This window comes from Collinsella sp. TF05-9AC, from assembly GCF_003438495.1.
In the GTDB taxonomy this organism is placed as follows: domain Bacteria; phylum Actinomycetota; class Coriobacteriia; order Coriobacteriales; family Coriobacteriaceae; genus Collinsella.
On the sequence record NZ_QSSH01000002.1, the window covers coordinates 37547 to 52372 of the forward strand.

Consider the following 14826-nt stretch of genomic DNA (forward strand, 5'->3'; position numbering starts at 1 on the left):
AGCGGTCTGGAGCCCGTTTTGCCTTAGATTTGCTAAGGCAGGGAGACCTGCTGGTCAAAAAACATCAAATATGAGTACTGTTACCGATTTGGTAGCAGCAATTTTGGACTAATAAGGCCAGATGGCAAGTCGAAATGGCGATGAATACACGATTTTGATCTGACTGTTAGTCCTTATAATGGACATATGTTGCGTAACCTAAGCAAACACTATCTGTTTATATGTTGCAAGCAAAGTAGCAGTACTCATTTTTGCCATTATTTGGCCACGGCCTTTGTGACAGACGTGCTGGCGGGTTCGAATCCCATGCGCTGGGCCCAAAAAAGAAAGGCTCCCATTGCTGGGAGCCTATCAAATCAGTGGTGGGCGATGAGGGATGTCCGCGTGCGGCTCCGCCGCCCGCATCCGCTTCGTCGCTTCGCTCCTCGCGTGCTGCGCTGGAAAACGCTTCGCGTTTCCTCAGCTCCGCACCCTTGCGGGTTCGAATCCCATGAAATGGGCCCAAACAAAAACGGTCCCCTTTCGAGGACCGTTTCCAATTCAATGGTGGGCGATGAGGGATTCGAACCCCCAGCCTTGTGCGTGTAAAGCACCTGCGCTAACCGTTGCGCCAATCGCCCGTGCGGAGAGAGTATAGCAAAACAATCGCCTCATTCACCTCATATCCATTAAAGGTAACTCGCGCGTGTCACAGCGGAGCTGATTCAGTTGAGATTGCCTGAACATTCCGCCCCTCTTTACGCCCTCGGGTATACTCAAAAGCTACTGATTCGATTTGATGCCCAGCAACAGCAGAGGGGATAGTATATGTGCGGTTTTGTCGGTTTTGTCGGTGGGACGGATAACCAATCCGAGGTGCTCACCAAGATGATGGACCGCATCGTCCATCGCGGTCCCGACATGGGCGGTCAGTTTATCGACGGCCGCGTTGCCCTCGGCTTCCGCCGCCTGTCGATCCTCGACCTGACCGAGGCCGGCGCTCAGCCCATGGCCAATGAGGACGGCAGCGTCGTCATTGTCTTCAACGGCGAGATCTACAACTTCCAAGAACTCCGTTCCGAGCTCGAGGCCAAGGGCTACAAGTTCCACTGCGGCGCCGACACCGAGAGCCTCCTGCACGGCTACGAGGAGTGGGGCGAGGCCGTACTCGATCGTCTGCGCGGTATGTACGCCTTCGTCATCTGGGACAAAAAGAAGAACAAGCTTTTTGGCGCCCGCGACATCTTTGGCATCAAGCCGCTCTACTACTATCCCATGGCCGATGCGGGCGACGGCGCTCCGGGCGTGCTCTTTGGTTCCGAGATCAAGAGCTTCCTGGACTACCCGCACTTCCACAAGGCGGTCAACAAAAAGGCTCTGCGTCCGTACATGACGCTGCAGTATTCGGCGACTGAGGAGACCTTCTTCGAGGGTGTCTACAAGCTGCCGCCGGCGCACTACTTTACCGTCGATATCCCGACCGGCAAGATGAACATCGAGCGCTACTGGGATTGCGATTACTCTGCCGTCGAGAAGCCGTTCGAAGAGTATGTCGATGAGCTGGACGAGGTCGTGCACGAGAGTGTCGAGGCCCATCGCATCGCCGACGTCAAGGTCGCGTCGTTCCTCTCCGGTGGCGTCGACTCCAGCTACATCGCCGCTTGCCTCATGCCCGACAAGACCTTCTCGGTGGGCTTTGACTACAAGAACTTCAACGAGACCAACTACGCCAAGGAACTTTCCGATAAGCTCGGCGTCGAGAACGTTCGCAAGATGATTACCGCCGACGAGTTCTTCGGTGCGCTCGAGGACATCCAGTATCACATGGACGAGCCGCAGTCCAACCTGTCTTCCGTGCCGCTGTGGTTCTTGGCCGAGATGGCCCGCAAGGACGTTACCGTCGTGCTTTCGGGCGAAGGCGCCGACGAGCTCTTTGGCGGCTACGCCTACTACGAGGACACGGTCCCGGTGCGCAAGTACAAAAAGATGGTGCCGCTGCCCATCCGTCGCGCGCTCGGTAACCTGGCGCTGCATATGCCGTACTTCAAGGGACATAACTTCCTGGTCAAGGGTGCCGAGATCCCCGAGAAGTCGTTCCTGGGACAGGCTCTGGTATGGCCGGAGCGCGAGGTCGACGGCGTGCTCAAGCCCGAGTACAACACCGGCGATGGCGCCTTTGAGCTCGCTGCACCCATCTACGCACGCGTGAAGGGTCAGCCCGAACTGGTCAAGAAGCAGTACCTGGACATGAACATGTGGCTCCCGGGCGACATTCTGCTCAAGGCCGACAAGATGTGCATGGCGCACTCGCTGGAGCTGCGCGTGCCCTTCCTGGACCGCAAAGTCATGGAGTTCGCCGAGCACATTCCCGATCGCTACCGCATCAACGAGAACGGCAACAAGCAGGTACTCCGCCACGCTGCCAACAAGTCGCTGCCCGATGAGTGGGCCACCCGTCCCAAGGTGGGCTTCCCGGTGCCGATTGTCTACTGGCTGCGCGAGCAAAAGTGGTACGACTATGTCAAGGAGTACTTCACCGCGCCGTGGGCAAGCGAGTTCTTCAATACCGACGAGCTCATGCACCTGCTCGATCTGCACTTTGCGGGCAAGGGCGATTTCCAGCGCAAGATCTATACGCCGCTCGTGTTCCTAGTGTGGTACAAGCGCTTCTTTATCGACGAGGACCAGCCCGCTGTTCAGGCTGCCTAGCCTCGGCTTACGAACGCCTGCGCGTAACGGCTCCTCCGGGAGCCGTTTTTGCGTGGGTGCGTTTCAGTTACTATAAAACCGTCCCTGCCAAATGGCTGAGAAAGGTGAAAGATGCACCATTCGGATTCCGCGACCGTGACCACGGTCGATACGCTTGCCAAGCTGCTCGATGTGTGCGGCGAGCTGCGCGCATCAGAGCAGGTTGACGGGCGTGCCGTGACCGGCTGCTCGTTTGATTCGCGCGCGGTCTCGGCAGGTGACGTGTTCTTCTGCAAAGGTGCTGCCTTTAAGCCCGCGTTTTTGAGCATGGCGCTCGATGCGGGCGCCGTCGCATTTGTGTGCGAGGAGCCGCTGGTCGAGTCTCTGGAGCCGCTGGCGCAGGAGAGCGGCGCGGCGATGCTGGTCGTGGATAGCGTCCGCACGGCCATGGCCCTGTTGCCGCCGGAGGTCTACAACCGCCCCGACCACGACGTTAAGATCGTGGGCATCACCGGTACCAAGGGAAAGACCACGGCCGCTTTTATGCTCCAGTCCATCATCAAGGCGGCGGGCGAGTCCTGCGGCATGATCGGCTCGGTGAGTACCGACGATGGTATCGAGTGCTACGAGAGCACCAATACTACGCCCGAGGCCCCCGAGGTCTGGCGCCATATCGCCAACTGCCGCACGTCCGGTCGCCAGTCCATGGTCATGGAGGTTTCGAGCCAGGCGCTCAAGTACCAACGCGTCGAGAATCTGCCGTTTGACGTGGCGTGCTTCCTCAACATCGGCCGCGACCACATCTCGCCGATCGAACACCCCACGTTTGAGGATTATTTTGAGAGCAAACTCAGGATCTTTGACCAGGCAAAGACCGCCGTGGTGAATCTAGGCACCGAAGAGGTTGACCGTGTGCTAGAGGCAGCGTCGACGGCCGATCGCTTGGTGACCGTTGGGGTCGAGCATCCCGAGGCGAGCCTGTGGGCAAGCGACGTACGCATGGTCGGCTTTAGCATCGAGTTCAACTTGCATGGCCTGTGTGCCGACGAGTCCGAGACGGGGGAGAAGGTCCTGCTGGGCATCGCGGGCGACTTTAACGTGGAAAACGCGCTGGTCGCTATCGCCGCTGCGCGCGAGATCGGCATCGGTATCGAGGCTATCAAGAAGGGCCTCTCCAAACTGCGTGTGCCGGGCCGTATGGAGGTCGTGGAGTCGAAGGACGGCCGCGTGATCTGCGTCGTCGACTATGCGCACAACCAGCTTTCGTTCCGTTCGCTTTTCTCGTCGGTGAAGCGCGCGTTTCCCGCTAGCCCCGTCATTGCGCTGTTTGGCGCTGCCGGCGGCAAGGCGCAGGAGCGCCGCGAGCAGCTTCCGCGCGAGGCCGCACCGTATTCCGACCTGATGATCTTTGCCAACGAGGATCCAGCTCACGAGGACCCGATGAAGGTCTGTCGCGAGCTTGCCGAGCATGTTCCCGACGATACGCCGAACAAGATCATCCTCGACCGCGAAGCCGCTGTGCATGCGGCGTTCAAGGCGGCGCGCGAGGAGTACGTCAACCCCGATGCTCCCACCATTGTCTTGCTGCTGGCAAAGGGTGACGAAGGGCTCATGCACGTGGGCGACGAGTTCGTGCCCATCGAGAGCGACCTTTCGTTGGCCAATCGCCTGATCGATGTTACCCAGTTTGACTAATGAACCATGATGGCGGCGGCGCCCTGAGTGCGCTGTCGCCATAAGCGTGTTCCCTCAATCAAAACATGCCGTCCAAGTCCAAACCCTTCTACGTAAACGGAGTAACCATGTCCCACAATACCCTGCCGACCGTCGCTGAGCTTTCGGGCGAGATGCGCGAGCGCTTGGCCAAGGTCAAGTACGTCTTTACCGACCTGGATGCCACGATGCTCGCACCCGGCTCGTGCGTGCTGCGCGACAACGACGGCAACCCCTCGACCAAACTCGTCGAGGCCGTCGTGGCGCTCGCTCGCGCTGGTATTCAGGTGGTTCCCACCTCGGGCCGCAACCGTACCATGATCCACGAGGATGCGCGCGTGCTCGGCCTCAACTCCTACATCGGCGAGATGGGCGGCCTGGTCATGTACGACCTCAAAGCCAACGATTGGGAGTATCTGACCGGCGACATGCCCTACGACTCCTCTTGCGGCCTCACGCCGCACCAGGTGATCGAGCAGACCGGCGTGTGCGAGAAGATCCTCGCCCGCTGGCCGCACAAGATCGAGTATCACAACGACATGTCGACCGGCTACAAGTACCGTGAGGTCACCGTCGGCATGCGCGGCGATGTGCCCGACGATGAGGTCCAGGCCATCCTGGACGAGGCCGGCTGCGGTCTGATCTGGGCTTGCAACGGTCACCTGACGCATCTGTCCAAGCCGACGACGCTCGAGCTCGATCGCGTCGAGGACGGTCGCGCATTCAACATCAATCCCGCCGGCCTCAACAAGGGCGTTGCCATTGCGCGCTTCTGCGAGCACCTGGGTATCGAGCGCGAGGAGACGCTCGCGCTCGGCGATTCCGAGTCCGATTTCTACATGGCCGATCACGTGGGCACGTTCTGCCTGGTCGAGAATGGCCTGACGAGCGCCGGCGCGCCCGAGTTCCTGGCTGCCTGCGAGAACGCTTTCGTTACGCGCGGCAAAATTGTCGACGGTTGGGCGGCGACGGCAGAGCTGCTGGTCGCGGCGCGTTCGTAGCGCGGCGTCGCCGCACTTGGACATGTCTTTTCGAGAGAGACTGGTGAGGTAATGTCCGATATCGAGAATCCGGCAGGCGACACGCGCCCGATTGGCGTGTTCGATTCTGGTTTGGGCGGTCTGACGGTTGCGCGCGCGATTGCGACGGCGCTGCCGCACGAGTCCGTCTACTACTTTGGCGACACCAAGCGCTGCCCCTACGGCACGCGCACCGAGGATGAAGTGCGCTCGTTTGCGCTGCAGGCGGGCCGTTGGCTTTCGAAGCACGACGTCAAGATTATGGTCATCGCCTGCAACACGGCGACCGCTGCGGCCTTGCGTCTGGCCCAGCAGGTGCTCGACGTTCCCGTGATCGGCGTGATCGCGCCGGGTGCCCGTGCGGCAATCAACAGCACCCGCTCGCGTCGTGTGGGCGTGCTCGCCACCAACCTCACCATTCGCTCGGGCGCCTACACGCGCGCCATTCAGGATCTAGATGCCGGCGTCGATGTATACGGCTGTCCTGCCTCGAGCTTTGTCGAGGTTGTCGAACACGAGCTCGCCTCGGGTGCACATCTGCAGGAACAGTGGCTTGAGAACGAGGACATCTTCGATACGCCTGCCGTGCGTGCGCTGGTGGGTGCCACGGTTGAGCCGCTGCGCGACCACGGTATCGATACCGTGGTGCTCGGCTGTACGCATTTTCCGCTGTTGGTGGGACCTATCCGGCATGCGCTGGGGCCTGGGGTGCGCGTCGTGAGTTCCGCCGAGGAGACCACGCGCGAGCTGACCGATATCCTCACGCGCCGCGAGCAGCTGGCGGGCGACGCCGCCGAGCCGCAGCATCGTTTTGCCACGACGGCCGATAACATTGCCGAGTTTGCGGTGGCGGGCAGCTTTATCTTTGGTCAGCCGCTCAAGAGCATCGAACACATCGATATCGATGAGCTGAAATAGATGTAAGGCAGCCGCCAAAGCCTTCGCCACATCTTTTGCCGAAAGGATATTTCTATGGAGTACATGCAGGTCAACCGCGCCAACGGTCGCGCCGCCAACGAGTTGCGCCCCGTTAAGCTCACCCGTGGCGTCATGAAGCACGCCCACGGCTCGTGCCTGGCCGAGTTCGGCGACACGCGCGTGCTGTGCGCCGCCACTATCGAGGAGGGCGTGCCGGGCTGGCGAAAGGGAGCTAAGGCCGGCTGGGTGACCGCGGAATACGCCATGCTGCCGGCGTCGACCGGCAAGCGCTGCAAGCGCGAGCACGCCAACCGCAAGGGTCGCTCCATGGAGATCGAGCGCCTCATTGGCCGCAGCCTGCGTACCGTCGTCAACATGAAGGCGCTCGGCGAGTACACCGTCACCGTCGACTGCGATGTGATTCAGGCCGATGGCGGCACGCGTACAGCGAGCATCACCGGCGCCTGGGTGGCGCTGCACGACGCCCTCGCCATGTGGGTCGAGGCGGGCAAGATCGATCGCATCCCGCTTACCGGCCAGGTGGCTGCCATCTCCATGGGCGTTGTCGACGGCAATACGCTGCTTGACCTCGATTATTCCGAGGACAGCCATGCCGAGGTCGACATGAACCTCGTCGCCACCGACACCGGTGAGATGATCGAGCTCCAGGGTACCGGCGAGCAGGCGCCCTTCGACCGCAAGCGCCTCAACGCCCTGCTCGACCTGGGCGACAAGGGTATCGCCGAGCTCATCGAGCTTCAGCGCCAAGCCATCGTCTAACCTGCCAAAAAGGGACAGGTTTATTTTGGTAGGTTTTATCTGGGAAAACGTCGAAGTATAAGACTGCCGTTGATTGAGAGGGGAGAGAGGCCGAGGTCCTCGTCGTCCTCAACACGGCATTGCTATAGAGACAAGGAGGCCAGCTATGGCACTTGAGAAGATTGACATCGACACCCTCGACCCGGCGGCGACTATCGTCGTGGCAACAGGCAACGCCCATAAGCTCACCGAGATCGAGGCCATTCTGGGCAAGGTCATGCCCGAGGTGCGCTTTGTGGCGCTCGGCCAGCTGGGTGATTTTGACGATCCCGAGGAAAACGGCACGACGTTTTTGGAGAACGCCATCATCAAGGCGCAGGCTGCGGTTGAGGAGACGGGCCTTATGGCCATTGCCGACGATTCGGGCTTGGTCGTCGACGCGCTGGACGGTGAGCCCGGTGTGTATAGCGCGCGCTATGCGGGCGTGCACGGAGACGATGCCGCCAACAACGCCAAGCTTCTCGTTAACCTGGAAGGCGTGGCAGATGAGGACCGCACCGCACGCTTTATGAGCGTCGTTGCGCTCATCGACACGGACGGCTTGGTCACCTATGGCGAGGGCGCTTGCGAGGGCGTTATCGCGCACGAGGGCCGCGGCGATCACGGCTTTGGCTATGACCCGCTGTTCCTGCCGGTCGACACGCCGGGCAAGACCATGGCCGAGCTCACGGCGGATGAGAAGAACGCCATCAGCCATCGATTCCATGCGCTCGAGCATCTGTCCGCCAAGCTGACGGGCGAGGAGTAGGCCGTGCGCGCGGTGGTGCAGCGCGTACTCAACGCCGGCGTGACGGTCGACGGCGAGTGCGTGGGCCGCATTGGACGCGGCTACCTGGTGCTGCTGGGTGTGGGCCATGGCGATACGCGTGCCGAGGCCGATAAGCTGTGGGGCAAGCTCCGCGGGCTGCGCATCAACGAGGACGAGAACGGCAAGACCAACTTGGCGCTTGCCGATGTCGACGGCGAGGTGCTCGTGGTGTCGCAGTTCACGCTGTTCGCCGACTGCCGCCACGGTCGCCGCCCATCGTTTACGGATGCCGGCGCCCCCGATGTCGCCAACGAGCTCTACGAGTACTTCCTGACGCTTGTTCGTCAAGATGTCGAACACGTAGCACATGGCATCTTCGGCGCCGATATGAAAGTCGACTTGGTCAACGACGGTCCATTCACCATCGTCCTGGACACCGACAACCTTTAGGTTACGCGGTTTTACCAAACCGCGTAACAACTGGTCATGCGAGATTGTCGTCTGGTACGTATTTGGGACGGGGCTTATTTAGCTACTTGCGTATGGCGGCAGCAGGGTGCTATAGTATTAGAGTTTTGTCTATCTTAGGGGTATTATCCCCTTTTTGAATTGCACCTTCTGGAGGCTCTGTTCATGGAAGAGATGGAAGTCAATCACGTCGACGACATCCACGAGAAGCTGACCGATATGGTGGGCGATCGCGTCAAGGTTAAGGCCAACATGGGCCGTACCCGCGTCGTCGAGCGCATGGGCACCATCAAGAGCGTTCACCCCGCCGTCTTTATCGTCGAGGTCGACGAGCGCCGCGGCCGCAAATCGCGTCAGTCCTACCAGTATATCGATGTCCTTACCGGTCAGGTCGAACTGTTCGACCCCGAGAGCGGCGAGCACATCTTTACCCCGCTCGGCAATCAGCTCGAGGAGCACTAACGGTGACCGATTGGTCCCTGACCCTTTCTGCGCCGGCAAAGATAAACCTCTACCTGGGGGTTCATACCGAGCGTGACGACCGCGGCTACCACAAGGTCGATTCCCTGATGGCAGCCGTCAGTCTTGCCGATATCGTGACGGTCGCCCCGGCGCAGGAGCTGGCCGTCCAGACGGTTCCGGCATCCGACTTTCCCATGCAAAAGAATACGGCTTATCGTGCTGCGCTCGCTATGGCTGAGCGTTATGGTCGGGAGGCCAACGTTTGCGTGACGATCGAGAAGCACATTCCGCTGTGTGCTGGTCTGGGCGGTCCTTCGACGGACGCCGCGGCGGTCATTGTCGCTTTGGCGGAGCTGTGGGGTATTGATCGCACCGATCCTGCGCTCGATGACATCGCTCGCGGTATCGGTGCCGACGTGCCATTCTTTTTGCACGCGAGTCCCGCGTTCTACGTGGGCGGGGGAGATGTGCTGGCAACTGAGTATCCCGCGCTGCCCGCAACGCCCGTTGTGCTGATCAAGCCGCGCGAGGCGAGCGTTTCAACGGTTGAAGCGTATCGACGATTTGATGAGAACCCGGTACCGGCAGACAAGCCTGGTGCGATTGCTTCTGTCTTACGCGCCGGCGACGCCGAGGCGGCATATGCGCTCGTTCATAACAATCTGGGCGTCATTTCCGCTCAGATGGAGCCGCAGATCCAGACGGTCCTCGACTGGCTGAGCGCGCAGGAGGGAACCGTTGCTGTGGACGTGTGCGGGTCGGGTGCCTGTTCGTTTGCCATCTGCGATACCGCCGCTACGGCAGTCTATCTTGCGGAAGCTGCCCAGCAAAATGGCTGGTGGGCCTGCGCGACTGAGCTTATTCCCAACACGGTTCAAATCGACGCGCCAAAGAAATATAAATTTCTCTAGCACACGGCGAAAATCTTTGTTACTATAGTCAAGCTAACGGGTTGTGGCTCAGTTTGGTAGAGCACTGCGTTCGGGACGCAGGGGTCGCTGGTTCAAATCCAGTCAACCCGACCAGAGCATGAGGAGGGACCGCTTCTTGCGGTCCCTTTTTTTAGCTAGTGTTGTGATACCGCGACACCCGCGGTATACTCATTCGAGCTTGTCTCGCTGTATTGTGGAGGTCTACATGTTTGGACTGAGGGCTCCTGAGCTCATCATTATTCTCGTCGTTGTCTTGATCATCTTCGGGCCTAAGAACCTGCCGAAGCTCGGCAAGTCCCTCGGCTCTACCGTCAAGAATATCCGCGAGGGTATGGAGGGCGACGATAAGGGCGAAACCAAACAGGCCGAGGACGTTGTGGTCGAGGAGTCCAAGGAGGACAAGGAGATCGCAGAGCTCGAGGCCAAGCTCGCTGCTGCCAAGAAAAAGCAGGCAGAGGACAGCGACGCGGACGCAGAGTAGTCCCATCCCTTTGGGGTGAGCACCTGACCGGCTTGCCCGCAGGCTAGCCGGTCTTTTTCGTTTTGTTGACAGTTGATCGTTACATCATAGTTGGGGAGATATCCGTATGGACGCAAGCCAGATCGTACTGACCGCTGAGGGCCGCCAGAAGCTCGTCGAAGAGCTCGCTTGGCGTGAGGGCGATTACGCCAAGGAGATCGTCGAGGACATCAAGGAAGCCCGCGCGTTCGGCGACCTTTCGGAGAACTCCGAGTACGATGCCGCCAAGGACAAGCAGGCCCAGAATGCTGCTCGCATCGCCGAGATTCAGGCTATTCTCGCCAACGCCCAGGTTGCTGCCACCACGGGTGATCTGACCGTCTCCATCGGCTCCACCGTTTCGCTGATTGATCCCAACGGTGAGGTCATGGAAGTCACGCTCGTCGGTACCACCGAGACTAACTCGCTCGAGCACAAGATCTCCAACGAGTCTCCGGTCGGCCACGCCATCATCGGTCACGGCGAGGGTGACTCCGTCGAGGTCGTTACGCCTTCGGGCAAGACCCGCGTCTACACTATCGCAAAGATCGCACGCTAGACCACGGTCCCGCGTAAAGGTATGTTTTCGCTCCCCGGGACCGAATCCTGGGGAGCGTTTTAGTTTGAGGAGCTAACTATGGCAGAGAACCAGAACGCCGCCGAGCAGGCATCGACGCTCAACGACGAGCGCGCCACGCGCCTGGCCAAGCGCGCCGCCCTGTTCGAGGCGGGCCAGAACCCCTATCCCGAGCACTCCGAGATCGAGGACTACGTTGCCGACATCGAGGCTAAGTATGCCGAGCTTGCCGATGGCGAGGACACCGAGGACGTCGTGAAGATCGGCGGCCGCGTGGTCGCCAAGCGCGGTCAGGGCAAGATCATGTTCATCGTCGTGCGCGACGCTACCGCCGAGATTCAGCTGTTCTGCCGCATCAACGACATGGATGAGGCAGCCTGGAATACGCTCAAGGCCCTCGATCTTGGCGATATCCTGGGCGTGACCGGCGTGGTCGTGCGCACCAAGCGTGGCCAGCTTTCCGTCGCCCCCAAGAGCGCGAAACTACTCTCCAAGGCCGTTCGCCCGCTGCCCGAGAAGTTCCATGGCCTCTCCGACAAAGAGACCCGCTATCGTCAGCGTTATGTCGACCTGATTGCCAACGACGATGTTCGCGAGACCTTCCGTAAGCGCTCGCAGATTCTTTCCACCTTCCGCCGCTTTATGGAGTCCGACGGCTACATGGAGGTCGAGACCCCCATTCTGCAGACTATCCAGGGTGGCGCTACGGCCAAGCCGTTCATCACGCACTTTAACGCGCTCGATCAGGAATGCTACCTGCGCATTGCTACCGAGCTGCACCTCAAGCGCTGCATCGTCGGTGGCTTTGAGCGCGTCTTCGAGATCGGCCGCATCTTCCGCAACGAGGGTATGGACCTCACCCACAACCCCGAGTTCACCACGATGGAGGCCTATCGTGCTTTCTCCGATCTCGAGGGCATGAAGGCGCTCGCCCAGGGCGTCATCAAGGCCGCCAACAAGGCCATCGGCAACCCCGAGGTTATCGAGTACCAGGGCCAGACCATCGATCTTTCCGGTGAGTGGGCAAGCCGTTCCATGACCGATATTGTCTCTGACGTGCTCGGCGAGCAGGTCACCATCGACACGCCAGTCGAGGAGCTTGCCGCCGCCGCGCGCGAGAAGGGCCTGGAGATTAAGCCCGAGTGGACTGCTGGCAAGATCATCGCCGAGATCTACGACGAGCTGGGCGAGGACACCATCGTCAATCCCACCTTTGTGTGCGATTATCCCATCGAGGTCAGCCCGCTCGCCAAGCGTTTTGAGGACGACCCGCGTCTGACCCACCGCTTTGAGCTGGTTATCGCCGGCCACGAGTACGCCAACGCATTCTCCGAGCTCAACGACCCGGTTGACCAGGCTGAGCGCTTTGCTGCCCAGATGGCCGAGAAGGCCGGTGGCGACGATGAGGCCATGGAGTACGACGAGGACTACGTGCGCGCCCTCGAGTACGGTATGCCTCCTGCGGGCGGCATCGGCATCGGCATCGACCGCGTGGTCATGCTGCTTACCAACCAGGCCTCCATTCGCGACGTCCTGCTGTTCCCGCACATGAAGCCCGAGAAGGGTTTCCAGTCCGGTGCCGCTGCCGCCAAGGCTGCCGAGGCCGGCAACGCCGCGAGCCCGTTCGTTAAGTCGCTTAAGCCCACGCTCGATTACTCCAAGATCGCCGTTGAGCCGCTGTTTGAGGAGTTCGTCGACTTCGATACTTTCTCCAAGAGCGATTTCCGCGCTGTGAAGGTTAAGGCGTGCGAGGCCGTCAAGAAGTCTAAGAAGCTGTTGAACTTTACACTCGACGACGGCACCGGCACCGACCGCACCATCCTCTCCGGTATTCACGATTATTACGAGCCCGAGGACCTGGTCGGCAAGACTCTGCTCGCCATCACCAACCTGCCTCCGCGCAAGATGGTGGGTATTCCCAGCTGCGGAATGCTGATCAGCGCTATCCACGAGGAGGAGGGCCAGGAGCGCCTCAACCTGATCCAGCTCGACGCTTCCATCCCCGCCGGTGCAAAGATGTACTAGGGGGTTACGGCGTTTTGCCAAACGCCGTAACCAGTTGACGCTGCAAGCCCGCCAGAGCGGCAATCTGCCTTTCAACTTCGGCGGCATGACCAAAAGGTCAATGCCGCCTTGTTTCAAGGCACCTTGCTCGCTCTGGCGGGCTTTCGCTGTCGTTGCCAAGGCATCGGCGTTGCCTTGGCTGTCAATAGTCATTGTGGACGTTCTTAAACGACTACCCAACGGCTATTGTGCACATGGCTGGCGCGGCAGTCGTCTCTTTTATGTTTCCTTTAGCCGTCGCTGTCTAGGATGGGGGTTAGTCGATAGGAAGGGAGCACCGGGATGGACGATGCGAGCGAGCGCGCAATCGAAGAGGACATGCTCGATCAGTTCAATTACTTTGATGATGAGGATGAGGAGCTAATCGATCGTCGCGAGCCGGCATCGCTTGACTCATTTGATCTGGTCGATGAAGAGCCCGACGAGGACGAGGGCGAATTAACGGAGCCCCCACAGCCTTCGCGCCTTGACTCGCTGCTTTCGAGAGCCCCCATGCACCACGGCGTTCGTGCCGGCGCGCTCCATATGAAAACTGACTGGCACCAGATCGTGACGGCAGGCGATGAGCTTGCCGTCGATGCGCCGCTCACCGATAAGTCATCCATCATCTGCCGCACCGGCATGCTTATGCTGGCAAGCGGAACAGGTGCCTGGCGCGTGCGCGATACCATGAATCGTGTTGCTGCCGTACTCGGCGTCACGATTCACGTCGACCTGAGCCTTCTGTCGTTTGAGTGTACTTGCATCGAAGATGGCCACTGCTTTAACGAGGTTGTCAGCCTGCCCACAACGGGAGTCAATACCCATCGCATTTGGATGATGGAGAGTTTCCTCAAGGAAATCGAGACCTATGGTCGCCGCTTCACGGTACACGAGTACCACGAGATGCTCAGGACCGTTGAGAGCTCAAAACCCGATTACGCTCCCTGGCAACAGGGCCTTGCGGCAGCCTGTGCTTGCGGCGCCTTCGTCTTTTTGCTCGGCGGCGGCCCTATCGAGATGGCCTGCGCATTCGTAGGCGCTGGTGTCGGTAACTTTGCTCGCTCCCATATTCTCAAGCAGGGTCTTGGCCAGTTTAGCGCGCTGACGACGGGCGTTGCGCTCGCTTGCGTTTCGTATCTGCTGGCATTGCTCGGCCTTGGCCAGGTCGTACCGGGGGCAATGTCGCACCAAGAAGGCTATATCGGCGCCATGCTCTTCGTGATTCCCGGCTTTCCCCTCATTACGGCAGGCCTCGACATCGCTAAGCTCGATATGCGAAGCGGCATTGAGCGTCTTTCGTATGCCGTGTCGATTATTGTGATGGCGACCCTTGTGGGCTGGATGGTTGCCGAGTGTGTGGGGCTGGCACCGGATGATTTTGCCCCGCTCGGCCTTTCGCCGCTTGCCCTTACGCTCCTGCGCGTGGTGATGAGCTTCGTTGGCGTATTCGGCTTCTCGGTGATGTTCAACAGCCCAGTAAAGATGGCCGCGGCAGCTGGGTTGATCGGCGCCGTTTCCAATACCCTGCGCCTTACGCTCGTCGATGCGCCGACGATGATTCCCTTCCTGGGCCTCAGCACGGGAATGCCTCCCGAGGCAGCAGCGTTTATCGGCGCGCTGGTATCGGGTCTGCTGGCAAGCTTGGCCGAAGTCAAGCTCACCTACCCGCGTATCGCTCTCACGGTGCCTTCGATTGTCATTATGGTGCCGGGTTTGTATCTGTATCGCTCGATGTATTACATGTGCACCTTCGACACAGTCAATATGCTCGGTTGGTTTGTGCGTGCAGTGCTCATCGTGGCGTTTTTGCCCGTTGGTCTGGGTGTGGCACGTACACTCACCGACCCTCGCTGGCGCCACACCAGCTAATTGGTGCAAGGGGGACATGTTACTTTGCACCAAATGAGTTGCGGTGAAATAGGGACTGAATTGCTGCTTAAAGGGTCAAAACAGTCCGT

Annotated in this window: 13 protein-coding genes and 2 tRNA genes; 14 read left to right on the plus strand and 1 reads right to left on the minus strand. The window is 60.0% G+C overall.

Translation table 11 applies throughout. The annotated features are described in order from the left end of the window. Positions 1–544: 544 nt before the first annotated feature. Positions 545–620: transfer RNA gene (locus DXC52_RS00830), tRNA-Val, on the minus strand. A gap of 187 nt (positions 621–807) precedes the next feature. Between DXC52_RS00830 and asnB the strand changes: the two genes are divergently transcribed. The 14 genes from asnB (at position 808) to DXC52_RS00900 (ending at position 14737) form a co-directional block, all read left to right on the plus strand. Then, on the plus strand, positions 808–2688 hold the full coding sequence (gene asnB, locus DXC52_RS00835; RefSeq protein WP_117745773.1) for an asparagine synthase (glutamine-hydrolyzing): 1881 nt from the start codon (positions 808–810) through the stop codon (positions 2686–2688). Positions 2689–2799: 111 nt separating this feature from the next. Then, the gene (locus DXC52_RS00840; RefSeq protein ID WP_117745774.1) at positions 2800–4362 is read left to right on the plus strand and encodes a Mur ligase family protein; all 1563 of its coding nucleotides are present in this window, start codon (positions 2800–2802) and stop codon (positions 4360–4362) included. 107 nt (positions 4363–4469) lie between these two features. Next, positions 4470–5381: an HAD family hydrolase gene (locus DXC52_RS00845; protein WP_055309432.1), complete on the plus strand. Its 912-nt coding sequence runs from the start codon at positions 4470–4472 to the stop codon at positions 5379–5381. Between the two features lie 51 nt (positions 5382–5432). Continuing rightward, on the plus strand, positions 5433–6317 hold the full coding sequence (gene murI / locus DXC52_RS00850; RefSeq protein WP_117745775.1) for a glutamate racemase: 885 nt from the start codon (positions 5433–5435) through the stop codon (positions 6315–6317). Between the two features lie 54 nt (positions 6318–6371). Next, a complete protein-coding gene (rph, locus tag DXC52_RS00855; RefSeq protein ID WP_117745776.1) occupies positions 6372–7097 on the plus strand; it encodes a ribonuclease PH in 726 nt (241 codons plus the stop codon). Positions 7098–7242: 145 nt separating this feature from the next. Next, entirely contained in the window at positions 7243–7884 is a 642-nt protein-coding gene (rdgB, locus tag DXC52_RS00860) for an RdgB/HAM1 family non-canonical purine NTP pyrophosphatase (RefSeq protein WP_117745777.1), read from the plus strand. A gap of 3 nt (positions 7885–7887) precedes the next feature. Continuing rightward, complete coding sequence (dtd, locus tag DXC52_RS00865) at positions 7888–8334, plus strand: D-aminoacyl-tRNA deacylase (RefSeq protein ID WP_055286755.1); 447 nt, start codon at positions 7888–7890, stop codon at positions 8332–8334. Positions 8335–8517: 183 nt separating this feature from the next. Then, on the plus strand, positions 8518–8814 hold the full coding sequence (locus DXC52_RS00870; protein WP_006234957.1) for a Veg family protein: 297 nt from the start codon (positions 8518–8520) through the stop codon (positions 8812–8814). A gap of 2 nt (positions 8815–8816) precedes the next feature. After that, positions 8817–9725, plus strand: coding sequence for a 4-(cytidine 5'-diphospho)-2-C-methyl-D-erythritol kinase (ispE, locus tag DXC52_RS00875; RefSeq protein WP_233504705.1), 909 nt, complete (start codon positions 8817–8819; stop codon positions 9723–9725). 37 nt (positions 9726–9762) lie between these two features. Beyond that, positions 9763–9839 (plus strand) — tRNA-Pro (locus DXC52_RS00880). A gap of 112 nt (positions 9840–9951) precedes the next feature. Further along, positions 9952–10227 carry a twin-arginine translocase TatA/TatE family subunit gene (gene tatA / locus DXC52_RS00885; RefSeq protein ID WP_158554565.1) on the plus strand — a complete coding sequence of 92 codons (276 nt, stop codon included), beginning with the start codon at positions 9952–9954 and terminating at the stop codon, positions 10225–10227. 106 nt (positions 10228–10333) lie between these two features. Continuing rightward, complete coding sequence (greA, locus tag DXC52_RS00890) at positions 10334–10804, plus strand: transcription elongation factor GreA (RefSeq protein ID WP_006234960.1); 471 nt, start codon at positions 10334–10336, stop codon at positions 10802–10804. Positions 10805–10882: 78 nt separating this feature from the next. Next, positions 10883–12847, plus strand: coding sequence for a lysine--tRNA ligase (lysS, locus tag DXC52_RS00895; RefSeq protein WP_117745779.1), 1965 nt, complete (start codon positions 10883–10885; stop codon positions 12845–12847). A 321-nt stretch (positions 12848–13168) separates the two neighbouring features. After that, entirely contained in the window at positions 13169–14737 is a 1569-nt protein-coding gene (locus DXC52_RS00900; protein WP_199409403.1) for a threonine/serine exporter ThrE family protein, read from the plus strand. Positions 14738–14826 lie beyond the last annotated feature (89 nt).